The 25751-nt window shown below is 63.6% G+C and carries 17 protein-coding genes; 9 read left to right on the top strand and 8 right to left on the bottom strand.

Annotated elements, in window-relative coordinates:
* Position 1 precedes the first annotated feature (1 nt).
* Together KF838_12710 and KF838_12705 are read right to left on the bottom strand one after the other, a co-directional pair.
* Complete coding sequence (locus KF838_12710; protein ID QYK47640.1) at positions 2-1735, bottom strand: site-specific DNA-methyltransferase; 1734 nt, start codon at positions 1733-1735, stop codon at positions 2-4.
* 377 nt (positions 1736-2112) lie between these two features.
* Positions 2113-3444 carry a ParB/RepB/Spo0J family partition protein gene (locus tag KF838_12705; GenBank protein QYK47639.1) on the bottom strand — a complete coding sequence of 444 codons (1332 nt, stop codon included), beginning with the start codon at positions 3442-3444 and terminating at the stop codon, positions 2113-2115.
* A gap of 199 nt (positions 3445-3643) precedes the next feature.
* Between KF838_12705 and KF838_12700 the strand changes: the two genes are divergently transcribed.
* The 3 genes from KF838_12700 (at position 3644) to KF838_12690 (ending at position 9429) form a co-directional block, all read left to right on the top strand.
* The gene (locus tag KF838_12700; protein QYK47638.1) at positions 3644-4150 is read left to right on the top strand and encodes an NUDIX domain-containing protein; all 507 of its coding nucleotides are present in this window, start codon (positions 3644-3646) and stop codon (positions 4148-4150) included.
* A gap of 171 nt (positions 4151-4321) precedes the next feature.
* Positions 4322-5527: a sensor histidine kinase gene (locus KF838_12695; protein ID QYK47637.1), complete on the top strand. Its 1206-nt coding sequence runs from the start codon at positions 4322-4324 to the stop codon at positions 5525-5527.
* Positions 5528-7002: 1475 nt separating this feature from the next.
* Entirely contained in the window at positions 7003-9429 is a 2427-nt protein-coding gene (locus KF838_12690; GenBank protein ID QYK47636.1) for a hypothetical protein, read from the top strand.
* 189 nt (positions 9430-9618) lie between these two features.
* On the opposite strand, the gene KF838_12685 is transcribed toward KF838_12690, so the two are convergent.
* The 3 genes from KF838_12685 to KF838_12675 all read right to left on the bottom strand — a co-directional run bounded on the left by KF838_12685 (position 9619) and on the right by KF838_12675 (position 13539).
* Positions 9619-10467 (bottom strand): transposase, encoded by an 849-nt coding sequence (locus KF838_12685; protein QYK47635.1) that lies wholly within the window; start codon positions 10465-10467, stop codon positions 9619-9621.
* A 512-nt stretch (positions 10468-10979) separates the two neighbouring features.
* Entirely contained in the window at positions 10980-12119 is a 1140-nt protein-coding gene (locus KF838_12680) for a hypothetical protein (protein QYK47634.1), read from the bottom strand.
* Positions 12120-12363: 244 nt separating this feature from the next.
* Positions 12364-13539 carry a CPBP family intramembrane metalloprotease gene (locus KF838_12675; protein ID QYK47633.1) on the bottom strand — a complete coding sequence of 392 codons (1176 nt, stop codon included), beginning with the start codon at positions 13537-13539 and terminating at the stop codon, positions 12364-12366.
* Here KF838_12675 and KF838_12670 point away from each other — a divergent pair.
* The 3 genes from KF838_12670 (at position 13538) to KF838_12660 (ending at position 16483) form a co-directional block, all read left to right on the top strand.
* Positions 13538-14374 (top strand): indole-3-glycerol-phosphate synthase, encoded by an 837-nt coding sequence (locus KF838_12670; GenBank protein ID QYK47632.1) that lies wholly within the window; start codon positions 13538-13540, stop codon positions 14372-14374. The genes KF838_12675 and KF838_12670 overlap by 2 nt on opposite strands.
* A 148-nt stretch (positions 14375-14522) precedes the next feature.
* The gene (locus KF838_12665; GenBank protein ID QYK47631.1) at positions 14523-15899 is read left to right on the top strand and encodes a redoxin domain-containing protein; all 1377 of its coding nucleotides are present in this window, start codon (positions 14523-14525) and stop codon (positions 15897-15899) included.
* Between the two features lie 149 nt (positions 15900-16048).
* On the top strand, positions 16049-16483 hold the full coding sequence (locus KF838_12660; GenBank protein ID QYK47630.1) for a hypothetical protein: 435 nt from the start codon (positions 16049-16051) through the stop codon (positions 16481-16483).
* A 286-nt stretch (positions 16484-16769) separates the two neighbouring features.
* Here the strand turns inward: KF838_12660 and KF838_12655 are convergent, their stop codons facing one another.
* Together KF838_12655 and KF838_12650 are read right to left on the bottom strand one after the other, a co-directional pair.
* Positions 16770-17054 carry a hypothetical protein gene (locus tag KF838_12655; protein QYK47629.1) on the bottom strand — a complete coding sequence of 95 codons (285 nt, stop codon included), beginning with the start codon at positions 17052-17054 and terminating at the stop codon, positions 16770-16772.
* Positions 17055-17343: 289 nt separating this feature from the next.
* Entirely contained in the window at positions 17344-18468 is a 1125-nt protein-coding gene (locus KF838_12650; GenBank protein ID QYK47628.1) for an ABC transporter ATP-binding protein, read from the bottom strand.
* A 148-nt stretch (positions 18469-18616) separates the two neighbouring features.
* On the opposite strand from KF838_12650, the gene KF838_12645 reads away from it, so the two are divergent.
* Entirely contained in the window at positions 18617-19168 is a 552-nt protein-coding gene (locus tag KF838_12645; protein ID QYK47627.1) for a DUF721 domain-containing protein, read from the top strand.
* A 63-nt stretch (positions 19169-19231) separates the two neighbouring features.
* Here the strand turns inward: KF838_12645 and KF838_12640 are convergent, their stop codons facing one another.
* Positions 19232-22954: a hypothetical protein gene (locus KF838_12640; protein QYK47626.1), complete on the bottom strand. Its 3723-nt coding sequence runs from the start codon at positions 22952-22954 to the stop codon at positions 19232-19234.
* A 153-nt stretch (positions 22955-23107) separates the two neighbouring features.
* Here KF838_12640 and KF838_12635 point away from each other — a divergent pair, with 153 nt between their 5' ends.
* Positions 23108-23923 (top strand): sulfotransferase, encoded by an 816-nt coding sequence (locus KF838_12635; protein ID QYK47625.1) that lies wholly within the window; start codon positions 23108-23110, stop codon positions 23921-23923.
* Positions 23924-24029: 106 nt separating this feature from the next.
* Positions 24030-25334 (top strand): M24 family metallopeptidase, encoded by a 1305-nt coding sequence (locus KF838_12630; GenBank protein QYK47624.1) that lies wholly within the window; start codon positions 24030-24032, stop codon positions 25332-25334.
* Positions 25335-25751 lie beyond the last annotated feature (417 nt).

Genomic DNA, 25751 nt, shown 5'->3' with positions numbered 1-25751 from the left:
CTTACCCCACTTCAACTTGGTACGGAATCTGCCTGAACTCAATCCCCTCTCGCCGCAGCGTCGCATCACTCAGGCGGCACGCCTCGCCGAACACCACCCGTGGCCCCGGCGACCCATCTGCCAGCGTGTGCTTGGGCAACATCGCCAGCGTCTCGCGCGTCAGGACGTTCCCGCCGCTCACACTCCGGTCCCCCAGAATCCCGTTGTAGAGCAGGTAGTACGCCGTGCCTCGAAACGTTCCGATCAATGGCGACCGCTTCCCGTTCACCTGCTTCGGCAGCGGCTCCCCCGTCTGCGTGAAGAAGATGTGCGCTGCCAACTGCCCGAACGTGACCTTGTCCTCCCCCGACCGAAACCGGCCGTGCTCGTCAAACAGCGTCGGACCGAGTGTCACATAGCGGAAGCCGCCGCCAAGACCCTCCACCCGCTCCTTTTTCCTGTCGCCGCCGGGGTGATACCCCTCGATCACCCGCGTGATCCGCTCACGCGTGATCGTCTTGCAGATCGTTTCATCCATCTCGATACAGATGAACTTTCGGTTCCCGCCATCCGCCTTGTTCATCGCGAGCACGGCGTGACCAGTCGTGCCAGATCCAGCAAAGGAATCCATCACGATCGCGCCGGGGTCTGTCGCCATATCAATGAATCGCTGGAGAATGACCTCGTCCTTGGGATACTCAAACTCTCCGCTGTCAAGTATTCGTCCGAGACGTTCCGAGGCCGATCGTGTGGGCTGGTAGAAGACGCTTTGAGGGGTCACCTTGTCGGTCTCGTGGAGATATGTTCGAAGCATAATGCTCTTATCGTTGACAAACGAAATGCGGCCTTGCTTCACTCGTTCCTCAAACTCATTCTGATCAAACGCCCAGCCACGATTGGGACGCAAGGGAATCACCGTGCCCGTATGCGGATTGATCAACTGAAATCGCCGTCCGCCAGGTGCTGTGGGATCATCTTCCTTGTACGCACCCCTGGCGTCAATGAATCGAAACCGGCGTAGTCCGAAAGAAGGCGTGGCTTTCATGGCCCGAAACCAACCGGCCAGATCCGCCGAAGCCGAGTCGTAGTCTTCTCCGTGAATCGCTCTCAAGCGATCGACTTCACGCAAGACGGGCTCAACACCCTCTTTGGGAACTGCCCACTCACGAGGCAGCAAGGCCCTGTTCTTGGCGTAAACGAGAACATACTCGTGATTGACACCTATCTGTCTCGCATCATTCTTGAATGCGCCCTCCCAGATCATTTCGGCAACAAAATTACTACTGCCCAACACCTCGTCGAGCAACAGGCGAAGGAAAGCAACCTCGTTATCGTCAATCGACACAAATAACGCGCCATCCTCGCACAAGAAATCTCGTAGTAGCATTAGCCGCGGATACATCATGCACAGCCACTTGTCGTGACGGCTCAGGTCGTCTGCATCGACCTTGCGGCTTTCAAGCGTGCCTTCAAGCCACGCCCTGATCTGCGGGCTGTTCACGTTGTCGTTGTACACCCACTCCTCGTTCCCCGTGTTGTACGGCGGATCGATGTAGATGCACTTCACCTTGCCGCCGTAGTAGGGCAAGAGCGCCTTGAGCGCCTCCAGATTGTCCCCCTGCACAAGCAGATTCCCCGATGCCAGCCCGCCATCCTCACCCACCGAGAGCGACGGATCGGCCTTCAGCAGCCGATACGGCACCTTCCGATGGTGATTGACAACCGCCTCCTTGCCGATCCAGTTCAATGTCGCCATGTGTCCTCAGCACCCTCCGTGGCAAAGCCCTTCTGAGCGACCTTCGCGTTCCACGATATCCCTCTCCGCACCCCTCTGCCCCTTTCCCCTCTGCCCCTCTCCCCACTTCATCTGCCATCTGGCTATCTGCCATGTGCCATCTGGCCATCCCCCTCTGCCCCTCTCCCCACTTCATCTGCCATCTGGCTATCTGCCATGTGCCATCTGGCCATCCCCCTCTGCCCCTTTCCCCACTTCATCTGCCATCTGGCCATTTGCCATGTGCTATCTGGCCATCCCCCTCCGCCCCTCGCATCCTCCGCGTTCTCTCCGTCACTTCGTCACTCCGTCACTCCGTCACTGCGTCACTTCGTCACTCCGTCACTCCGCCCCCTCCCTCACTTCCCCCCAAACCCCACGCGCTGCATCAACCCATCGAAGTGATCGAGATCGAAGAACGCCATCTCGATCCGCCCGCGCTTCCCCGACTTATCCGTCTTGATCTTCACCCGCGTGCCCAGGTGCTCGCCCAATCGCTTCTCAAGATCCGCGATCGACGCCGAACGCTCCGCCCCAACCACTCCCCCCCCCACTCCCGCCGCGCCGCGCCCGGCCGCCACCGGCTTCCCCTTCGCGACCTTCTTCACCTCCTGCTCCAACTTGCGAACGCTCCACCCCTCGACGCTCACAAGCGTCGCCAGCGCCAGCCGCGCCCCGCTCTCACGCGGCACCGACAGCAGCGAACGCGCGTGCCCCATCGTCAGATCACCCGCACGCACCAGACGCTGGATCGACGGCTCCAACTCCGTCAACCTCACCATGTTCACGATCGTCGAGCGATCAACACCAAGACGCTCCGACAAACCCTGAGGCGACATCCCGAACCGCTCGATCATCACGCGGCACGCCTCACCCTTCTCGATCGGATCCAGATCCTCACGCTGAAGATTCTCAACCAGACCCCACGTCGCGCACGCCTCGTCATCCAACTCACGCACAATCACCGGCACACGCTCAAGACCCGCCATCGCCGCCGCTCGCCACCGACGCTCACCCGCCACCAACTCGTACCCGCTCCGGGTGTCCTCGCTCTTGGTGGCACCGCTCCTGGTGGCACCGCTCTCCAGAGCGGTGTCTTCGCTCTTCGTGTCCTCGCTCCTGGTGGCACCGCTCTCCAGAGCGGTGTCCTCGCTCTTGGTGTTCTCACTCTTCGTGTCCTCTCCCTCTGTCCCTTTGCCCCTTTGCCCCTCTGCCCCTTCCGTTCTTCTCACGATCACCGGCTGCATCAACCCGATCGAACGGATCGACTCCGCCAGCTCGCGCAGCTTCACCTCATCAAACACCTGCCGCGGCTGGAACCGGCTCGGCACAATCTCACCCACCGACACCATCAACACCCGCTCCGAATCCACACCCCCCACCACACCCCCCACACCCTCCCCGCCATTGCCCGATGCCCATTGCCTATTGCCCTCCGCCCCCCCATCGCCCATCGCCGTCGAGGGTTGCCCATGGCCCCCTTCGCCCTCCCGCGCATCGCCCCTCTTGCTCCCGTCACTGATATCTATATGAGAATATGTAATATCGCCATACTGACGTTCAGAATCTAATATCGGCGTCCCGGGCGGCACATCGACCCGCACCGGCGCAGGCCCGATCAAGCTCGACAGCCCCCGACCCAGCCGCCGCGCACCACCCTGCTTGCCCGCATCCGATCCCTTCTGGCTCATCCCTGGCCGCCTTTCCTGGCTTTGCGCCCTTCGACGATCTTCACCATCCTGCCACTTCCAACTGTGCTCCCCCATTGTGACCACATCCAACCCCTTTCGCCACTGTCACACCCCTGCCGCCCCACCACCCCCGACCCCTGTTTCACGTGAAACACCCCCCCACTCCCCACCCCCCACCTCCCTCTGCTATCCTGCGCCCATGCCCAAGACCTACCCCGAGGACGAGCCCGGCCACATCGAGTTCATCGCCCGCGGCGTCGCCATCGACCACCGCACCGGCTCCCCCCGCGTCCTCCTCTGCCGCAGCCGCAAACGCGGCTACTCCTACCTCCCGGGCGGCCATGTCGAGTTCGGCGAGACCGCCGCACAGGCCCTCGCCCGCGAGATCCTCGAAGAGACCGGGCTCTCCTGCCAGGTCGGCCCCCTGCTCCAGGTCCACGAGTGCGCCTTCCACGATGGCAAGGTCCAGCGCCACGAGGTCAACCTCCTGTTTCACGTGAAACACCTCGGCCCCGGCGCTGCCCCGTTCCCCGATCCAGTCCCATCCGCTGAGCCACACATCGCCTTCGATTGGATCCCGCTCGACCGCGTCGGCTCCATCGACCTCCGGCCCGCCCGTGCCGGCGCCTGGCTGACCGCCCACGCCGCGGCTCTCGCGGCGGGCCTGCTCCCCCCCTTCGAGTCGGTCGCCGACATCGACCAGTAGCCCCCCACCCACCCGCACACGCCCACGCGCCCCTGCCCGCCCCACGCCCCCAGCCGCCCTGATCGGGCCGCTTGCCGCGTGTTCCCGGACTCTGCCAAAGTCGCCTCTGGATCGTGCCGATCCCATCGCCGGATCGCCTGCACCCCCTTCCCGCCCCTTTCCAGGAGCGACATGGCATCGCATGGCCGCCACTCCGAGCCCACCGGCCCGCATTCGCGGGGTGATGGCCCCGCGCCGTCGCGCGGGCCTGCGGGGCGTTCCACGTGGAACAGCCGCGAGGGGGAGCGGCCTGCGGAACGGGCCGGGGAGCGGCTGATCGGTGAGATTGACCTGATTCAGGCCCGGCTCGGCGAGCTGGCCAGGGAGTCGGGTGTTGGTGGTGAGGGTGGGAGTGTTGGGGGGGGTGGGGGGAATGGGGGTGCGGTGCCTCGGGTGGAGCGGCTGGCGATGCTCGGGGAGATCTCCGGGTTCGTGGCCCACGAGTTCAACAACATCCTGACCCCCCTGCTGGCCCATGCTCAGGTCGCGCTGCGGCAGCCGCGTGATGCGGAGCGGATGGCGATTGCTCTGGAGCGGGTCGTGGCGGGCGTGAAGCGAGCGACGGGGATCGCCGGTTCGATCATGGAACTTGCGAAGCAGGACGGATCGGACGCCGCGGCGAGTGAGCGGGTCTCTGCGGAGCGGGGGGGTGTTTCACGTGAAACAGGGTCAGTGGTGCGTACGCCGTTGGCGGACATCGCTAAGTGTGCGAGACGAGCCGCGGATGATGCCTTCGGATGTGAGAGTGGGGAGGGTGCGGGTGGGTGGGAAGGGCGCGTGCGGCTGGAGATCGAGCCGGGGCTGAAGGGGGCGATGGATGAGAGTGAGTTGCTTCAGGTGTTGTTGAACCTGTTGTTGAATGCGAGGCGGGCGAACGCCGCGGCGGCGGGGAATGGCTCTAGTACGGCTTATGATAGTATATGTATACGCGGCGGGGCCCGGCGGGTTCCAGTGGAGATGTCGCAAGATTCGGATATTGATAGGTCGATGCCGGAACTCTTGCGTTGGCAGGATGTTACGGATCGGTCGGCGTGTTCGGGTGGCTTTGACGGAGGGCGCGGGGGCGATTGTAAGTCCGATAATCAGTGGTGTGTGGTTGAGGTCATGGATCGTGGTGGGGGGGTTGAGGAGGGTGTGTTGGGTGGGTTGCGTCGGCGCGGGTATCGCGTGGTGGGTGGTGGCGCGCGAGGTGTGTGTGGGGGAGTGGGGGGTGTGGGATTGGGGCTGGAAGTGAGCCGCCGGCTGGTGGAGCGGGCGGGGGGTTGGATGGAGATCGAGTCGCGGGCGGGTGTGGGAACGGCGGTGAGGGTGTGGTTGCGGCTGGGGGAGAGCAAATAGCACATAGCAAATAGCGACATGGCAGATGAAGTGGGGGAGGGCGGCATAGGGGCGGAGGGGGATGGCCAGATAGCAAATGGCAAATGGCCAGATGGCAGATGAAGTGGGGAGAGGGGCAGGGGGACAGAGGGACAGAGGGGCAGAGGGGCAGAGGGGCAGAGGGAGGATTTTGAGTCGGGGGCCTCCGCCCCGCTCCACCAAGGATGCGCTGCGCGGATGGCTTTACCGGTGGCTGGCTCGGTCGCAGGGGCGACCTCGCTGCGCCACCGGCAACGGTCGTAGCTGCTTCGCAGCGTCGGAAGTGAGCGTGTCGGTGGCCTGTTGAGCATCGTGTTGAAGAGTGGGGGCGAAGGGGGAAGGCGTGGAGGCAGATGGCCAGATAGCAAATGGCCAGATGGCAGATGAAGTGGGGAGAGGGGCAGAGGGGCGGAGGGGGTAGAAGGCGCGGGGGTGGATGAAGAGTGGGGCTGCCGCGGATCGGGAGGGCGGAAGAGAGTTCAGTCGCTCCTCGCCCTGCGGGCTCGTGCGCGACTCAGAGGCGTTCAAAGGATGCGCTGCGCGGGGGTTTGTACCAGACCCTGCGGCGACCGCCGCGTGGGGGGCGGCGTGCGCCTTGGGTGTGGCAACCGTCGCTCGCTGCTCCGCAGCGTCGGAGGTGAGGGTGTTGGTGCGGGACTATGTGATGAAGAGCGCTTCAGCGCTTGATCGAATGTGAGTGAGAGTGGGTGAGGCCGCGGTGATGCGGAGGCGCATGTATCGACCTCCGCCCCTCCGGGGCGGGTTCGCTTGGGTGTTGCTTTCCACGGGTTCCGGTCGCGAAGCGCGACCTTCACCCGCGGCTACACACCCGCGGCCCTCCGGGCCGCCCGGAGGAGTGAGTGCCTGGAGAAGAGAGCGTCCTGAGAAGGGAGTGCCTGGAGAAGAGAGTGTCCTGAGAAGGGAGTGCCTAGAGAAGAGAGTGCCTGGAGAAGAGAGTGTTCGGAGAAGAGGGGGTAGGAGTATGGATGTAGATGAGAGTCGGGGGCCTCCTTCCCGCTCCACTGAGGATGCGCTGCGCGGGGGATCTTGAACCCAGCCCTCACGGGCTGGGCTGGACTCTGTCGGCACTGCGTGCCTTTGGGGCGTCGCGTTCGGTGAGTGACACGTGGTTCGAAGGATGTGTCGTTCGGGCGGAGAAGTTGTTTGGTGAGGCAGAGATGTCGGCAGCGAGCCGCGACGAGTGGCGACTTTGGTGGCACGGGGCGTGCCGCGTTTGGCGGCAGGGCGGAGGCATGAGGTCGGCGACGAGCCCGGGGCAATGGCTCCCGGCCAGAGTGCTAACCGCAGTTATCTTTTTTTGATTCCGGGGTTACAGCAGGGCGACTCGTGTGCTGAATACGAGTGTGTCTGTCGTATATGGGATGAGGAGCGAGGAGATGGGGGTGTTGTCGCGGGTTGTGGTGTGAAAGGGCTCTGATGACGAGGGAGTGTGTTTGATGCGACGCGTTTCTGCCGCATTTGGTGTGTGTGTTGCGCTGGCCTGGTCAGTGTTCTCACAGTGTCCGGGCTGGCTCGATCTTGGTGAGCGTGCGGGGTTTGGCTCCGTGAGGGCGTTGACGACGTGGCAAACTGCCCTCGGCGAGTCGATCGTCGTGGTCGGTGAGTTTCGCGAGTACAACGGTCAGGTGTTCAACGGGGTTGGGGTGCGACGTGACGGGACTTGGCACTCGCTGGGGCAGGGTCTGAACGGGACCGTGAGCACGGCGGCGGTGTTCAACGGGGAGATAGTGGTGGGCGGGAGCTTCACGGCGTCGGGCGCGACGCCGCTTGCGCGTATTGCGCGTTGGAACGGATCGTCTTGGCAGCCGCTCGGCTCGGGCTTCAGCGGCGAAGTGCTGAGATTGGTCGTATTCAATGACCAACTGCATGCGATCGGAGTGATTGGCGGCTTTGTGTCGCGTTGGAGCGGTTCGGGGTGGGTCGCGATCGGCGGCGGGCTGAACAATGTGCCTCGAGTCGCGACGATTCACGATGGGCAGCTTGTTGTTGCGGGTGATTTCTCGCTGGTCGGATCGGTTCCCGCGCTTGGCGCTGCCTCGTGGGACGGCAGCGTGTGGTCTGCTGTCGGCAACGGGCTTCCGCTTGGCGTCACTGCGTTGGAATCGATCGGGGGGAGTCTGTACGCGTGCGGCGTGAACTCGGCGGTCGGGCGTTATGTGATGCGTCTTGAGGGATCCTCGTGGGTGCCGATGGTGGCGGGTCTGGAGATGATCCCGCGGGCGATCTTCGGCTGGAACGAGAGAGTCGCGATCGCCGGCAGTTCCTCGGGGCTTGAGTCTCGATCGATCCAGATCTGGAACGGAGATTCTTGGGAGGATGGCGCGATCGGCGAACCCATCTCGATTGCGGCCGCGCTCGTGACCGAGGAGGGTCTGTGGATCGGTGGGAGTTTTGCCGGAGGTGTCGCGACGCTGCGGGATGGGTCGTGGTTGCATGAGCGGCGTGCGTTCGATGGTGAGATCACTGCGGTCGGCGTGTATCGCGGCGACCTGATCGTGGGAGGGAGTTTCCGCCTGACTCCGGATGGGCCGACGGTTGGTATCGCGAGATTCGATGGGCACCGCTTCGAGCCCTTGGGGAACGGACTGCTGGGCACGATCGCGACGATCACAGAGGGCGGCGGGGTCTTGTACGTTGGTGGCAGCGTGCGGCATGAGACCGGGGCTGTGTTTGCTTCCAACATCGTGTCGTGGGATGGGGAGCGATGGACGACTGTATCGTCCGCGGACTCTTCGCTTGCCGGGATGACGGAGTTCCGCGGCGAGGTGTACGGTGCGGGGAGCTTCTCGTCAGGGAGCGGATTCTCCGCGGCCGCGAAGCGGACACCGACGGGCTGGGCTGTGATTCCCGGGCTTGGTTCGGTTACGTCGGGAACGGCTGTCACCGAGTGGAACGGTTTGCTGGTGGTTTCGGGCAGTTTCGTTCAGGCCGGAGGGCAGACCGTGCGCGGTGTCGCGGCTTGGGACGGGGATGGGTGGCTGACTCTTGAAGAGGGACTTGTCGGAAAGGTGCTTGATGTGGCAACGCACAACGGGGAGCTGTATGCAGCGGTGCAAACGGCGTATCTCGGTATACCTGTCGGCGTGATCATGCGTTGGGACGGTGACCAGTGGCGGCAAGACTACAGCAGTTTCGGGTGGTTGACAGAGAGCGGCGGACGCCTCATTGCGATGAGTTCGATTCGGAGCGGGCCGACGGTGTTCACATCACTTCTCGAGCGGTTCGCGGATGGTTGGCGTGAGGTCGCGCCCGGCATCGGCACACGTACGGACGTGCGGGGTGCCTTTCCGTACAGAGATGAGACCGTGATTGTGGGCGGTTTCCAGAGCTTTGGTCCGACGGGCAGCCGTCATCTCGCGCGGTGGTCGCCCAGCGGTGTGGCGGGGTTCGTGGTTCAGCCCGAGGATGTCGCGGGGTACTGCGCACGAGTTGATGCGACCTTCACGGCCCTTCCGTCTTCCGGATACGGAAGTATCGAGCTTGTGTGGCATAAGGACGGAGAGCCGCTCGAAGACGGCGCGGGTCCGGGTGGCTCGGTTGTGACCGGCTCTCGCACGCCGACGCTGACGATCGCGAACGCTGGGTTTGCGATGGCCGGCGAGTACGAGTGCAGGGTTGCGAACGAGTGCGGGGTTGTGTGGTCAGATCGAGTGTTGCTCGCGGTGTGCGCCTCGGATCACAACTGCGATGGCACAATCGACATTCTCGATGTTCTGGAGTTTATCGAGTCGTTCGGAGAGTGCGTGGGGCGGGATTCGCCGTGTGCGCCGTACGGTATCGAGATGGATCTCAATGGTGATGGCATCATCGACATACTGGATCTGCTGGACTTTATGAACGAGTATGGACTCGGATGCGGTTGAGTGAGTTGACCAGACGTCGGCGTGCATGGCAACAATTGGTCGCTGCTCCGCAGCGTCGGAGGTGAGGGTGTCGGTGGTCAGCGGCGCCTCGTGCGGAAGAGTGCTTCAGCGATTGATCGAATGTGATTGAGATGCGTGAAGTCGCGGCGGTGCGGAGACGCAGCACCCCGGGCTCGCGAGCTTTTTGCGTCATCGCTTCATTGCCTGTGTGTGTCGATCAAGGATGATGATGGCTTGGATCCATCGACGGACCCGCTCGATGCCGCGCACGTGCGGCGGGATAAGCCCCACATGGTGGGTCATTTCCAGGCGTGCAAACACACGCTCGATCACGCGCCGGAGTGACAGCAGGCCCCTGCCGAAGCCCGTCATGCTCTGCTCCAGCATGTCGATGGCTCGACGGCGGTCCGGATGCGTTCCGGACCGCCGCACGCCGCGACCCACGCGGCAGTCCTTCCGCGGAACCACCAGTTGTCCGCCCTTGCACGCGCAGAGTTCATAGAGCTTCACGCTGTCGTAGTTCGAGTCGGCCAGCACATACCCGTTCAACTCCATGTCTCGCATCATCCGCTTGGCCATCACTGCTTCATGGCAGTGCATGGGCGTGAGACGCCAGGAGACGATCGAGCCCGCGAGATCGCAGATCGCATGGAGCTTGTAGCCGCGCAGTCCCCATGCGCCGAAGGTCGCGGTCCGGTCTCCGGAGTGCGAGGCGACGCGCAGGGCCTTGCCGTCAAGAGCCAGCACCAACGCTCCCGATGCAGAGACCAGATTCTCCGCCTCCGCCGCGGCAAGTAACGCCTGGACGCTGGTGGTTCTCAGCCGCCGGCTCATCCTGCTTGGCGAGGGCAATCGACCACGCCGCCACAACGGCCATGCATCGCGTCGGCACGCCCAGGAGGTGGGTCGTCGGTGCAAGACGGCCCAGAGAAAGGTCAGCACGATGTCCGCATCGGTGAAGGTGAAGCGACCGCCACGCGGGCTCCGATCCAGCTTCCGCACGCTCGCCGCCAACACCCTCCAACTCGCGTTGTCCATGCTCGGTCTCCTGTCTGGCAGCTCCACCAGTGGGACCGAGCATGGCATGAGCCATCAGATCGCGCAAGTCTCCACAATGGAAACCCTTGGAACACATGGCGCAAAATGCTCTCGCGCCCGGGGCTCCCTTTGGGGTGTCGGTTGTTGGTTGGCGTTCTCGGGGCGGCATCGCGGCGCGTTGACCAGATGCCGGCGCGGGCGGCAACGATGGTGCGCCCTTCGGGCGGAGAAGTTGTTTGGTGGGGCAGGGATGTCAGCGTCGAAGTCGCGACGGGCGGCGACTTCGAGGGCGACGAGGGTGTGTAGAGAGTGGTGATGGGGTTGTGTTTTGACGAGCACCCCTGCGGGGTGCGGGTGTTGGGAACGCGGCGGAGCAGGATCGCGGTGCGCGTGAGGCGTTGCGAGCGTGTCGAACCGGAGCAACGAGCAGACGAGCGGAGCGAGTGCGGGCGACTCTTCAGGGTTCGTGAGTATCGCGTGACGGTTTCATGGGGGCTGGCGGGAGTGGTGACTCACTGGCTCCAACGAAAGGCCCGAAGCTGGCCGGCCGCGCTCGTAGCCTGACCGACTACCACCGAGCCGTTCGCAGAAACTGCGTGCGCGATGCACACGTTTCGGTTTGCCGCATGTCCGACTGTCGCTGAACCGTCTTTGGAACTTCCGGGCGCGGTGTTGGCGTTTGTCTCCCAGGTTCCGAGATCCTGTGCGCCCTTGGCTTCGGTCCAACGAAAGGTGCGGTTTCCAGGCGCATGCCCGATTATCACCGATCCATCAGCGGAGATCGGTATCGATGCCAAGTTGTGGCCGACGGGACCGATGTCTCGAGTTCCATCCTTCGTAGACCAGCGGAAGTAGCGATACTCGCCGGACGCATTCCGCCATGGGCCGGCCACGACGGAACCATCCGCAGAAACAGTAAGTGTTGCGGTATTCCCACTTAGGATCCCAAGTCCTGTCTGCAACTCTTCATTGCGAGTCCACCGAAACCATCCGCGTTGTTGGGCGAGCAGATCCCGAGCCACCTGATTGCCTACTACGACTGCTCCATCGGCGGAGACCGCGTATGCCGCGGAGTGCCCATCCATGTCGCCCAGCTTGCTCATTCCATCCGTTGGCGTCCAAATGAAGGCGTGCAATACTCCGTCCGCATCTATGGATTCACCGACAATGACCGATGCATCTGCGGACATCGCGCGCGCATGGGCAGCTACCCCTCCAAGCGTCCCAAGGTCCCGCATTCCGTTTCCCGTGGTCCAGAGGTAAGCGCGGATCGTCGGTATTGATTGATCGTCATAGGTGTGCACCAAGACGGCCGAACCATCGGCAGATACCGCAGTCGCAGCTGATCCACTGAACTCACTCGCAACCGTCAGTTCTGACATGCCGATGCTGGAAGTCCAGCGGAAGGCCCGTAACCGCCCTTCGCTCGTACGAGCTTCTCCAACAATTACAGTGCCATCGGCCGAGACGGCGGTCGCTTTTGAGAACCGGCCTCCAAGTGTTCCAAGGTCCGTCATGCCGCCGCTGGCCGTCCAGCGGAACGCGTGAGGATCGTTGAGGTGGGTCTGCGCCTCTCCTACTACGACGCTGCCGTCGGCGGATACTGCTCTCGCACAGGAATCGCGCCCTCCAAGTGTGCCGAGATCTTCCATGTGGCCGCCATTGTGGCTGCCGTCGCAAGATGGCTGCAAGAGGAGCGAAGAAAGCAAGCAGATCGGTATCCAGCATGCACGGCGATGGACGCTCTGACCGGACGTGATGGTACACAGATCTTTGTTGCTGGCACCCATCATGCACCTCTTCATCAAGTTTCAAATAACCTTGTCCAGGATAGTGCCAGGTATGGCGAGAGCGAATCCTCATGGAGCCGAGCGCCATCCGTAACCGGAGTGTGGCTTATGTGTTGCCAGACCAGGCGAGGGCGACGTTCATCGCGTTGAAGCAGATGTGCATGGCGATGGGGACGCCGAGTCGTTTGGTGCGTTCGTAGGCGATGCCCATGGAGAGTCCGAGGACGAAGATGGGGAGGAGTGCGTGCCAGGGGACGGGTGGTTGTCCGAGCCGGTGGACGAGGGTGAAGAGTGCGGCGGAGCCGATGATGGCGAGCCAGACTTGTCCGTTGAGGAAGCGGAGGAGCGCGGACTGGAGGAAGCCGCGGTAGAGGATCTCTTCGAGGAGTGGCGATCCGATGACGGCGGTGATGGCGAGGAGGATGGCCCACTGGCTGGACTTGTTTGCGAGGATGAGTTCGAGTGTGGGGTGTGCGATGGGTGAGGGTGATTCTTTGTAGAGCTCGCGGTAGAGGGCGACGGCGGCATCGCCTGCGAGGATGACGAAGGGGAGGGCGAGGAGGAACGCGCCGATGCCGAAGGGGATGTCTGAGAACTTGATCTTGAGTCCGGCCTTTGGCGCGGTGCGCGACATGACGAAGAGGAGAGCCATGCCGGCGATGATGCCTGCGGCGACGCCTCCGGCTTGTGTGAGCGCGCGTTCGCGGAGGTCGGAGCCGGAGTTGACCTGGGGGAGTTCTTTGAGGAACTGAGCGGCGAGGGGCGCGGCGATGAAGACGAGGATCGCGCCGAAGAGCCAGATGGGTGCGGGGAGGGGTTTGACATCGCGGCCGGCGAGCTTGGGTGTGGAGCCGGGTCCGACGATGTTGCCGATCCAGAGGAAGACGAAGACGGTCGCGGCGACGATGGCGACGACAACGACGCGGTTGTTCTCGGCGTATTCGACGGCGTCGGAGACGGTCCAGCCGGTGACATCGGGGAGTTTGAATGAATCGGAGTCGCCGGAGGGCGAGGACTGCTCTCGGGGTTGTTGCGTGGGTCGGGGTTGGGGTTGTTCGCGGGGTTGTTCGCGTGGGGGTGGCGGGGTTTCGGCGCGTGGGGCCTGCTCGGCGGGTGGAGGGGGAGCGGGGGGGAGATCCTGAGCGGAGGCGGGAGAGGGGGTGAGGGTGATGAAGAGGAGGGCAAGGAGGAGTGAGGATTGGCGGAGGGAGGGTTGGAATGTGCCGATGAGGTGTCGGAGGGGTGTGACGAGGTGACGGAGGGGGTCAAGAATCGAGCCCATGCTTTCGCAAACACTTCTGGACATCATGGAAGAGAAACGCCGCGAGATCGCGCTCGGGAAGGAGCGGGTTTCGTTTGGTGAGTTAGAGGCGATGGTGGCGCAGCAGGAGCCGCCGCGGAACTTCTTTGCATCGGTGACGCGGCACCCGAACGGTTTCCAGACTTCTGTGATTGCGGAGGTCAAGCGGAGGAGTCCTTCTGCCGGCCTGATCCGAGCGGAGTACGCGGGTGAGGGGTTTCGGCCTGAGGCGGTTGCGCTTGGATATTTCGAGAACGGCGCATCGGCGATTTCGTGTCTGACGGACGAGAAGTTCTTTGGCGGTCGTCTGGAGTTCATTCAGCGGATCAAGGATGCGGTGCCTTTGCCGGTGCTTCGGAAGGACTTCATTCTTGATCCGTGGCAGTTGTGGGAGAGCCGTGCGGCGGGCGCGGACGCGGTGTTGTTGATTGCGGAGTGTCTGACGACGAGCGAGATGCTTGATCTGATGATTCTTTCGCAGCAGTTGCAGATGACGGTGCTGCTTGAGGTTCACGATATGGAGAATCTTCTGCGTGTGAGGCCGCACGTGGGGTTCCCGCACTCGTCGTATGCGTTGCTGGGGATCAACAACCGGGACCTGAGGACGATGCGGGTTGATCTGGGTCACACGCTGCGGATGGTGGACATGGTGGAGGATCCTCGGACGCTGGTTTCGGAGAGCGGGATCCGGTCTGCGGAGGATCTGAAGCGGCTTCGGATGAGTGGTGTTCGGATTGTGCTTGTGGGTGAGCACCTGATGCGCCAGGAGGATCCTGGTGCGGCGTTGCGTGAGTTGCTTCGGGTGGAGGTGGAGTGAGTGGGGCGGGCGGGGGTGGAGCGGGGTGTGGGATGTGACGATGTCGTGACGTTGGTTGTGGGCATTTGGTGATTGGATGTGAAGCGTGTGGCGGGGACGCGGGTAGGTTGGATGTTGCTTGTGCGTGGGGTGAACTGTGGAGCGAGCGATGAAGAAGAATGAACTGGTTCGGGTTGCGAGCGTTGTGGCGGCGTGTGCGTTGGTGTGCGTGAGCGCGTCGGCGCAGGAGCGTGTGGAGCAGGTTGAGGCGCAGGTTGCGCCGGAGGGTGTGGAGCGCGGTGAGGGGCAGCGTGCGTCGTCGGGTCGTGCGGCGATTCTGGAGTGTGCCGCGGCGATCAATCGGGCGCGGAGCATCCGCTGGGACATTTCGCATCGGAAGGAGGGGAATCTTCCTGTGCCGCTGGGCGGGGCGTCTGCGCGTGTGACGATGCTGAAGCCGGAGAGCACGAAGTATCACTGGATCATGCGTGCGAAGGGTACGGGGAACATGCGTGGGGGCGATCCTCTTGTGCCGTTCGACGTGGCGTGGTTCATCGATCAGACGCAGTTTGTGGACAGCGCGGCGGGCGGCGTGGTGGTTCGGAAGGGCCGCGTGATGGACGCGGGCGTGCGTCTTGCGGAGACGGTTCGTGTGAAGGAGATGATCGGGACGAATCCGTGGCGTGACGAGATGGAGAAGGCGGACTCGGTGATCTCCGGTGAGGAGACGCTGGACGGGGTTGTGTGCACGGTGGTTGACATTACGTATCGCGCGAACCAGAGGCAGGCGCGGATGTGGATCGGTAAGGAGGACAAGTTGCCTCGGCGGTTTGCGCAGTATGTGGGTGGCGGGAACGAGGCGATGCAGTTCAGCGCGTCGTTCATCACGGACTTCCGGAATGTTGAGTTGAATCCTTCGTTGACGATGGAGGATGTTGAGATCGAGGGTCCCGAGGGTGGCGTGCGTGAACGATTTGTGATCACGACGGATCCGGTGGATCAGCCGGTGCGTGCGGCTACTTTGGCGCGGCTGGGCGGCGACGGCGGGGAGGAGGGCGCGGAGCGGGTCGAGCAGCGGCGTCAGCCGGCGCGTGAGATTCGTCCGATGGCGACGGGGTTCTCTCTGCGGAGCGCGGAGGGGGAGATAGTGTCGCTGGATTCATTGCGCGGGAGCGTGGTAGTGCTGGACTTCATGGGATCGTGGAGCATCCAGTGCCGCCAGTCTGCGCCGGAGGTGCAGGCGTTGCACGAGCGTTTCAAGGATCGGGGCGTGCGTGTGCTGGGGATGTCTGTGCGTGAACGCTCGGATGATCGCCCGATCGCGTTCTTCAAGGATCGTGGTCTCGGGTACACGCTGCTGCTGGGTGCGGATGGCGTGGCGTCGTCGTATGACGTTCGGACGTATCCGACCTTTGTGGTGATCGGTCGGGGCGGGGAGCTGCTCGGGAAGTTTGAGAAGTATGTTGCCGGCGAGACGATCGAGCAGGTTTCGGCGATGGTCGAGCGTGAGCTCGGGGGCGAGGTTGTGACGCCGCCGGGCGGCTGAGGTGGATGGGCGGTCGGGCGTGAATCTTGGTTCGGGTGTGGAATCGAAGGTCCGGCGTGTGTAAGTTTTGGTCCCAGCGCCGAAAGCTGCTTTGTGCGCGAGAGCCGAAAGTGTATCGGCCGGGGTCAAGATAAGTGAGGTTCACACATATGGCGAGGCGCGCTTCGACTGGAACACGCGGTCTTTCACGTTTGAGTGTTGACGACCTTCAGGCCGAGATTGCTCGGCGTGGGCGTACGCTGACGAAACTGAAGAAGCAGCACGCCAAGGCGATGCAGAAGGTTGAGGCGATCGAGCGCGAGATCATCGCGAACGGCGGCGGGATCGGCGGCTCTCGTCGTCTGCGTTTCGGCGGGCCGGGCGTGAACCTGGGCCGGAAGCGTCCGAAGAACGACATGAATCTGGTTGAGGCGCTTCAGAAGACGCTCAAGGGGAAGACCATGGGCGTGACCGAGGTGACGGCGGCGGTTCAGAAGAATGGGTACAAGACGTCGGCCGAGAACTTCCGGACGATTGTCAACCAGACGCTGATCAAGCACCCGAAGATCTTCAAGAAGATCGCTCGGGGGCAGTACTCGGCGTAAGTTCGCGTCCCGCCGAGCGCGGACCGCGAGGGGTAAAACGAGGAGGACGCCCAGCGGATGACCCGCCGGGCTCGGGAGAACGGGACTTCTGTTCTCCCACAAGACATTCTGAGACTGAAAGCGCGGGCGTGTCCGGATGGGCACGCCCGTTCCCTTTGTCGTGTGTGTGGCGGTGCGTCGAGACGCCGCGCCCGGGCGGATGTTGGCGCGTATGAACGACAACACGGGTGATGGCTCACCCGTGTTGCAAGAGACTTGATGATGTCTGCGCGAGTTGTGGTTGAGATCAGCGGGGCTGGGGTTCCGGGGTGAGCCGCGAGGGGCGGTCGGTGTAGAACGCGCGGCCGAGGTCCTGCCAGAACATGCGATCCATCTCGTTGAAGTAGACGGCGAGGGTGTTGTCGACATCGTCCTGGCGCTGGTAGAGCGTGGACATGCCGGGGGTCGGGTTGTTGCGGAGTTTGCCGACTCGCTTGTCCTTCGAGGACGAGCAGCCGGAAGTCGCCGCGAGGCCGGTGATGAGTGCGGCGGCAATGAGGAGGCGGGAAGCGTTACGGGCGTAGGGGGACATCGACAACTCCTTGACGAACCGTGTCGAGTGGATCGTATGCGACGACCGGGCGGGCCGTGACAAGGCCGGACCGGGACGAAGGTTGTAGCGAACACCGATGCTCCGGTCAATGCCGATGGCATCTGTGACGCGTGCGGCGGGTGCTATTCGGGAGAACCCGTGGGAAGGTTGCCGGCTGATGATGAAACGCGTCGCACACCTTGAAACCGGGGTCCATGCCCCGCGTGGGCGAGAGTTCCGCCTGCGGGAACAATGCATAAGTCTTTGTAAGGAAGATATTTGTGGACGATCACTCGACTGGAATCACGACGACATCGGCGGGGTCGGCGATGAGGGCGACGCTGGAGCCGAGTGGTTGTGCGAGTGCGGCGGGGGAGGGGTTGAGTTCGGCGATGGTGACGCGGGTCTTGTCTGGGAGTTCGATGGTGCGGTGGAGGATCTCGCCGAGGTAGGTGGTTTCGACGAGTGTGCCGCGGATGGGTGCGGGGGTGTTGGGCGGGGCGGGCCGGAGGGATTCGGGCCTGATGGAGAGGAGGACTTTGGTTCCTGCGGCGGGCTCGGGCATGGTGGTTTCGGGGGGCATCTCTGCGCGGATGGGGCCGGACGCGGCGGTGACGGAGAGATGGTCCCCCTCGCGCCCCGCGACGGTGGCGGGGATGATGTTGGTTTGTCCGAGGAACTCTGCGACGAAGCGTGTGCGCGGGCGGCGGTAGAGGTCGGTGGGTGTGCCCATCTGGACGATCTGGCCGGAGCGCATCACGGCGATGCGGTCGGCCATGGAGAGGGCTTCTTTCTGGTCGTGGGTGACGTAGATGGTGGTGATGCCGCCGGGCTGGCCTTCGGATGAACCGTAGGTCTTGCAGGTTCTGCGGATCTCGGTGCGGAGGTCGTTTCGGAGTTTGGCGTCGAGGTTTGAGAGGGGTTCGTCGAGGAGGAGGACATCGGGGCGGATGACGAGGGCGCGAGCGAGTGCGACGCGTTGCTGCTGGCCGCCGGAGAGCTGGTTGGGCTTGCGCTTGGCGTATTGGCCCATCTGGACGGCGTCGAGGGCCTCCTGGGCGCGTTGCCTGCGTTCGGGTCTCGGGACTTTGCGGACGCCGAGGCCGAAGCCCACGTTCTGTTCGACGGACATGTGCGGCCAGAGGGCGTAGGACTGGAAGACCATGCCGGTGTTGCGGGTGTTGGGCGGGGCGTGGGTGACGTTTTTGTCGTTGAAGAGGATGGTGCCGCCGGTGGGGTCGATGAAGCCGGCGATCATGCGGAGGAGTGTGGTTTTGCCGCAGCCGGAGGGTCCGAGGAGGAAGAAGAGTTCACCGGGTTGGATTTCGAGGTTGATGCCGTTGACGGCGGCGGTGGCGGCTTTGCCGCTGCCGAAGGTCTTGTGGAGGTTTCGGATGGAGATGGCGGTGGGCATGGGGGGGAAGGGGCTGAGGGAGAAGGCACGGAGGCACGAAGGCACGAGCGGGGAAGAGGGAAGAGCGGAGGCGGCAGGACGCGAAGAATAGACGATCGGACGCGGCGTGTGGGGTTGGCGGGGTGTGAAGTCCGCAAGGGGCGAGATGGTGGCGAAGAAGGTTACGAAGAAGAAGGCGGGCGAGAAGCCGGGGGAGGCCCCGGGTGGTTCGTCTTCGGGGGGCTCATCTCTGGGTCGGTCGGGGCAGAAGGGGAAGGGTGGCGGCTCGGTGGGGGCCGGGGCGACGGGGCGCGCGGCGCGAGCCGCGAAGAGGGAATCGGATCCGATGCCGGGTCCGCTTGCGTTGGATCCGACGGTGCGGGCGTTGGAGAACCTGAGGCGGTTGCGTGCGAGGCCGGAGCCGCGGCGTGAGGTGGGCGAGGCGATCGCGCCTGAGGTGGTGCGATTGAAGAGTGCGAAGGCGGCGTTGGGGGGTCTGGATGAGGAGTGGGAGCGGGTTGTGCCGCGGGAGTTACGGGAGCGTTGCTGGGCGCGTGGTGTGTCTCGCCGCGTGCTGACGGTGGCGACGGAGGACGCGTCGGCGATGTATCAGTTGTCGATGTGGCTGCGCGGTGGCGGTGAGCAGGAGTTGCGAGCGGCGACGAAGCAGCAGGTGTCGCGGGTGAAGATCGAGGTGGTGGGGGAGGCAGATCGCAGATAGCAAATGGCAAATAGCCAGATGGCAGATGAAGTGATGTGGTGGGTGGTGGGTGCGAGATGGTGATCACGCGGGTGGCGGAGCGGCGCGAGCGCGGGCATCCATGGGGTCTTCGTGACCCGGCGTGGGTGTCGGTGGTGTGGGGCTCATGGATGTGTCGTAGCCGAAGCGTCGGGCGCGATCGATGATCCATGCGATGTTGTGGAGTTTCGTTTCGGCTTCCTCTTTCTTGAGCACTTCGAGGACGGGTTTGACTCGTTCCCATTGGGCGATGGCGGGGCCATCTATGCGCGGATCGGCGGACCTGATCTGCTCGCCGATCCTGTCTCGGACTTGGTCGATGGTGGGCGTCGCGTTATCGAATGAAGCGATGGTCCGATGGATGATGCCGAAGAGGTCGGGCGCGCCGACGACGACGGCGAGGAAGAACATGGAGAGGTTGGTTTCGATATCGGAGGGCTTGTCGGTGTGCCCGCCGGGGACGACGGCTTTGAAGAGCCGGTAGCAGTTGATGAATCGTTTCACGGAGCGGGGCGAGGTGCCGACGATGGGGGCGAAGCGCTTCATCAGTTGGGCTTCGCCGCTCGTGATGGCAACGGAGCGAGCGGCGACGACGGGGGTGGTGTCTTTGTCGCGACCTTTCTCCGTGTTTGTCTGCGTATGGGCGTTGCCTGTCTGCGCGGGCGTTTCCTGGGGCTGAATCGGCGTGCCGCTGCCGGAGGAGGGATCTGTGGCGGGCGAAGGGCCTCCGGCTGCGGAACCCTTTGTCGCGGTGTGGGCAGGTTCGCCGGAGTTGGTGCCGGTCGCCGCGTCGTTCGCGTTTGATCCAGACTGGGTGTCGGGTTGCGAGGCGGGTTGCTTTGGAGAGGGGTCGGCAGCGGCGGCCACATCGGCCTTGAGGATGCCATCCATGAGGTTGTAGCAGTGGTTGATATGGAGGGGCGGGAGCCAGAAGGGGACCTGGAAGATCTTTTCGAGGTAGTTACGTGGGTCGATGTGGAACTCGTCCTGAGGTCCTTCTCCGTTCTCTTGTTTCTTGTTGCGGAGGAGCTCGCCGTAGCGATGCTTGATGCTGCGCTGGACCCAGCGCGCATCGACGCCGACGACAACGACGAAGAGGGGGAAGGCGAGGAGGAGGTGGATGGCCTGGAGGACCTCGACGACCTTGGCGGGCGCGCAGCGGTCGAGGTCGTCGATGTAGAGGACGATGCGGTTGACCTGGTACTTGTCGTCGGGTTGCGGAGCGCTCGGCGTCCCGTGCTTTGCTTCTGGCTCCTTCATCGCCTCGCGGCGCTGCTCACTCATCAGGTTTGAGAGGCGCTCGAAATCGCGGCGAATGAGGGCGAGGGTGCCGAGCCGCTTGCGGTAGTCGTCGGTGCCGGCACGGTCTTGGAGGAACTCGGTGAGGAGGCGAGTGGCGTTGACGGCGTCGATGCGTTTCTGGAGCTCTTGTTTCTGGAACTTGATATCTATCGAGTGGCGTTCTGCCTCGATCCGACGCTCGGTAAGGTCCTTGATCTTCCGTTCAGCGGCTTGAAGCTCAAGCCTTCGCGCCTCTTCCGCGACACGACGGGGCTTGTCGACGAGCTCCACGACTTCTGAGATCCTGCGGAGTATCGCGCGGCAGATCACAGCACCGCCCGACAAGGCCGAGAGTGATGCGACAACGATCTCCACGACAGCATGGGCCGGGTCTGAGAGCGCCTCGGTCAGTGTGATGATGAGGGCGGGAAGTACGACCGCCAAAGCGATGGCGATGTAAGCGTACGGGTTCTTCCACTGTGAGCGAACATACCTCAGCACATTTCCGGCCTTGGCGGCGAGTGAGCGTGCTTCCTCGGCAACTTTCTTGAGATCTTCTGCCGTCTCAATGCTCTCCGTGTCTATTCCGGCATCCTTGAGCAGATCAGTCACCTGGCCCTTGATGACTTCTCTGGTCCAGACAGATTCCCAGATATCGCGGACGGACGCAGCCGTATATTCACCCTGCGCGTCGGCAAGATGCTGCTTCGCGGCATTCAGTTCTTCACTTGCTTGCTTGACCGCGAGATCCATTGCTTGATCCCGCGCCTTTGCTGCAACGCCATCGTTGTTAAGCGACTGCATCTCGGTGAGCATGGTCTTGACGCGGCGGGCCACTTCGGAGTCGGCCTCGTTGTCGGAAAGGCGGAGGTTGGTGAAGATGTGATCGACGAGACAGGCCCAGAGGTCGCCCTCGGAGTAGTGCCAGGCGTTGAACTCGATCTGCACGACGTACTTGCAGTATTCGAGGTCTCGCTGGGGGCGAGTGTCGTCGCGGGCCTTCTTCGAGTTCTTCTCGATGTGGCTCTTCATGCGTTTCATGAAGAAGGTCTTGCCGGAGCCCCAGTCACCGAAGAGGCCGATGGCGAGGGGCGGGGTGAGGTCCCAGGATGCGGCGACGCGCGCGAAGGCGACGACGTCCGGGTCGACGCCGAGATGATCGTTCTCCGGATCCAAGTTGGATGCTGCCGAGGGATCATCGGCGCTGAGGCGTGCGGTGCCCTCGGCGGTGGACCAGGTGGTAGAGGATGGTGTGCCGCGTGCTCGGCTCGGCTGTGAGCGTGTGGGCGACTCTCCCTTCCAGAGCATCAGACTCTCAGGGTTGATATGTGTGCCCCAGTTCGGGAGTGCGGACGCGAACGCTTCTCGGATCGTCTTGGGATCAAGATCGTGATCGATGAGTGCGCTTTCGACTTCGCTTGTCCACGGCGCGTCGGCGTGGAGCACGGCGGCGAGCATGTGTGTGCCCCAGATCGATTCAGCATCTTGGTCTTCTTGTGAATACAACGCGGCCCAGGCGAGCAGGGACGCGGCGTCTGCCGATGCGAGGTGGTAGGGACTGTCTGCCGATGATCGATTCTTGTCTCTGGATCTGACTGCGGGAGATCTGTTCGTCGCTCGCGAGAGTTGACGCTGCCTTTTGGCGGATAGGTTGTTCCAGAACCATGTTGCGGAGTTTCGGGCATCGGGCGCGAGTGCGGCGATCTCCAGGAAAGCATTGATCAGCGAGGTTGGTGTGATGGCTGTGTTGAGTGGGTCGCGCGGATCGAATGCCGCGATGTCGAGGAGATTGTCGACGATCGCGGTGCGGGCAACATGGAAGCCAGATGTGTCGGTCGCCTCGGGTTTGGGACGAGAGGCGAGGAATGCCGCGATCCTGCCTGCGCTGACATCCATCTCGCGATAGCGAAAGGAAACGGCTTTGCGTGTTGCGCCCAGGAATACAACAGGCATCTCACCCGACCACTGGTCTTCACCGTCGAAGACAAGAAGGATCGTTTGGTGAACGTGGGGATTCTCGAGTACGCGTCGGGCCAGCATTGCGAGATCTCTGACAACACCGGTCAACTGGTCGGACTGGGCTCGGATTGAATAGGTGCCGGTGACGAACGAGATGAAGTAGTCACTCCGGTTGATCGCTTTGTCGTAACGATCCGACGTCGGGCCGCCTTCGTCGTCGATGAATCCCAGTGAGTCGCACTGGGCACGGATGCCGCTCTCGCGGAGCGTGTTCACGAACTGTTCGACGCGTGGCGCGTCGGCGTATGCGTAACTCACGTAGACGATCGGGCCTTCTGCCGGGATAGGAACGATGCGACGGCGGCTGACACCCTCGGGCGGGGCATCGGGCGTTGATCGGCTGGGCGCGGCGTCGGGGGTCTGTCTCAGCTCGGGCGGGGCGTCGGCGTCTGGTTCGCGCGACTGGCTGCTCTCGGTCTGCTTCGTGCGTCGAGACGCCTTGCGCGAATCGGGCGAATCAGGATTCATCGGATGTTCCTCCACGGTGCAGCATGGCGGGAGCCGCGTGTCGGCATCCCGCTGTGGAGTCTACCAGCGCGGGGCGTGCGAAGAAGGGGGTCTAGCGGGCGAGTGGATCGGCGGTGGATTCCCGCGTGTGTGCCGGTTGCTACCGTTGGCGTGATGAGTGAGCATCGGGATGAATCTGGTCCGGGGGCGCGTCCGACGCTGCGGCTGTGGCACAACCTGGCGAGGTCGGGATCGACGATGATCGGTCGGTGTCTCGGGTGCATGCGGGGTGTGTGTCTCTTGTCCGAGATCCATCCGCTGGGGGCGCGGTACATCAATCCGTTCGGGCAGGCGAACGAGTGGTTCGGGCTCTTCTCGCCGGAGGATGTGGCGCGGCTGGGCGAGTCGACGATGGGGTACGCGGAGCTGATGCTGCTGATCCGCGAGCGTGCGGAGCGGAAGGGGCTGACGCTCGTGATCCGGTCGTGGGAGCACATCGACTTCTACGGGCCGCCGTTTCTGGCGCGGGCGCCGATGCGCGCGATGAACGTCGAGCATCTTGCGCCGGTGGCGGAGCTGGTGCGGGTCGCGACGGTGCGGCATCCGATCGATCAGTGGATGAGTCTTTCGGCGCTTCCGATCATGAAGGGGTGTCTGAATCTTGAGCACTACCTGCGCGGGTATCGGGAGTTTGTCGAGAAGTGCCTCCCGGAGGTCGTGATCCGGTACGAGGATTTCACGAGGAACCCGGATGTGGAGATGGCGCGGATGTGCGCGGCATTGGGTGTGGAGTTTGATGCGACGTACAAGGAGCGGTGGGCTGATTACGCGACGATCACGGGGGATGTGGTTTCAAGCCGCGGGCTGGAGGGGAGGACGATCCGCCCGATGGGTCGTCGCGAGGTGGTTCCTTCGCTGATCGCGAAGTTTGCGAAGAACGCGGATTATCAGGTGGTGATCAAGCGGCTGGGGTATGGGCATCCGGTGTAGGGGAAGGGGCAAAGGCACGAAGGCACGAAGGCACGAAGGCACGAAGGCACAAGGCACAAGGCACGAAGTCAGGAAGGCAGCAAGGCAGCGAGGCAGGGAGTCAGGCATGGCGAGCGCGGCATCAGGCGGCATGGACAAGGCGGAAGTCATTTCTCGGCGCGAGCGGATCGCGAGGGCGCTCGATCTGAAGGATGAGATCCTGCTTGTGGGGGCGGGCGAGCCGCTGGGTATTCCGGGGGGCATGGATCAGACGTATCCGTTTCTGTCGCACGCGGAGTACTTCTATCTGGCGGATCGCGAGTGCATCGGGGGTGTGATCGCGTTTGATCCGAAGGATGGCCCGAAGGATGGGTGGCGCGACTTTGAGCCGGACGTGACGGAGAAGGAGCGTGTGTGGGAGGGGCCGCGGGAGATGGTGGGGGATTCGCTGTCGGGGCTTGCGGGTTGGCTGGCGGCGCGGCGGGGGAGGGCGGTTGTGAATCTGGGCGCGGCGATCGCGGGAGTGAGGCATGATGCGGCGCGGGCGGAGGGGGTGCGCGAGCAGTTCACGCACGCGCGCCGGCCGAAGTCGGCGGTGGAGATCGAGCGGATTCGCGCGGCGGTGAATGCGAGCGAGGCGGGATACAAGGTCCTTCAGCAGTTCCTGAAGCCGGGCGTGAGCGAGCGGCGGATGAAGATCGAGCTGGAGGCGGAGTTCTTTCGCAGCGGCGCGGACCGGACGTGTTACGGATCGATCGTGGGTGTCGGGTCGAATGCCGCGGTGTTCCACTTCACGCCGGGGGAGAAGGCGGCGAACGCGGGCGACCTGGTGCTTGTTGATGCCGGCGCGGAGCGGGCGCGGTACGGGTGCGACATCACGCGGACGTATTGTGTGGGGGCGTGGGAGGGTGTGAAGCGGGATTTGTATCTGGCGGTGTTGAACGCGGAGAAGCGGGCGTGCGATGCGTGCCGCGCGGGCGTGGAGTATCGCGATGTGCATCTGGGTGCCGCGCTCGACATGACGCGCTCGCTGGTGGAGATGGGGTTGATGAAGGGTGATGCGGATTCGCTGGTGGAGCAGGGGGCGCATCTGCTCTTCTTCCCGCACGGTGTCGGGCACTTTGTAGGGTTGGGCGTGCGCGATGCGAGCGGCAGATTGCCGGGGCGGCCGGTGCACACGGACAAACGTGTGTCGACGCTGCGGTGCGACCTGCCCTTGATGCCCGGGTATGTGCTGACGATCGAGCCGGGGCTCTACATCATTCCGGCGTTGTTGGATGATCCGGCGCGGCGCGAGAAGCACAGGGATCATGTGGCGTGGGAGAAGGTCGAGAAGTTGTATGGGATCGGCGGCGTGCGGATCGAGGACAACATTCTGGTGACGGAGGGTGAGCCGGTGAACCTGACGGCGGGGGTGCCGAAGGAGATTTGAGGGCGCGCGGGGTTTGGGTGCACGGGCGGATAAGAAAGAGTGCTGCGCGGCCCCCCACTTGCCACGCCGCATCTCCGCGAGGAGAGTTCAGTCGCCTCCGGCGACGGAAAGGCGTTTCGAGGCACACCGCTCTGGAGAGCGGTGCCACCGAAGAGGGAAGGCGTTATAAGGATGCGCTGCGCGGGGGACTGTACAAGACCCTGCGGCGACGCCGTGTGGGGGGCGCGGTGCGCCTTGGGTCTGGCAAGGAACGCTCGCTGCTCCGCAGCGTCGGAAGTGAGAGCGTCGGTGGTCAGCGGCACTTCGTGCCTTCGGCACTCACTTGCCCTGGGCTTCGGCTCTTGGCGGCCCCTTGAGCCTTGAAGGCGCGAGGCCGCGTCGCCTTCAGCGACGGAAAGGCGTTTCGAGGCACACCGC

This window comes from Phycisphaeraceae bacterium (genome assembly GCA_019454185.1).
In the GTDB taxonomy this organism is placed as follows: Bacteria; Planctomycetota; Phycisphaerae; order Phycisphaerales; family UBA1924; genus JAHBWV01.
Note: the sequence above shows the minus strand (reverse complement) of the source record. Positions and strands in the feature narration are given on the sequence as shown.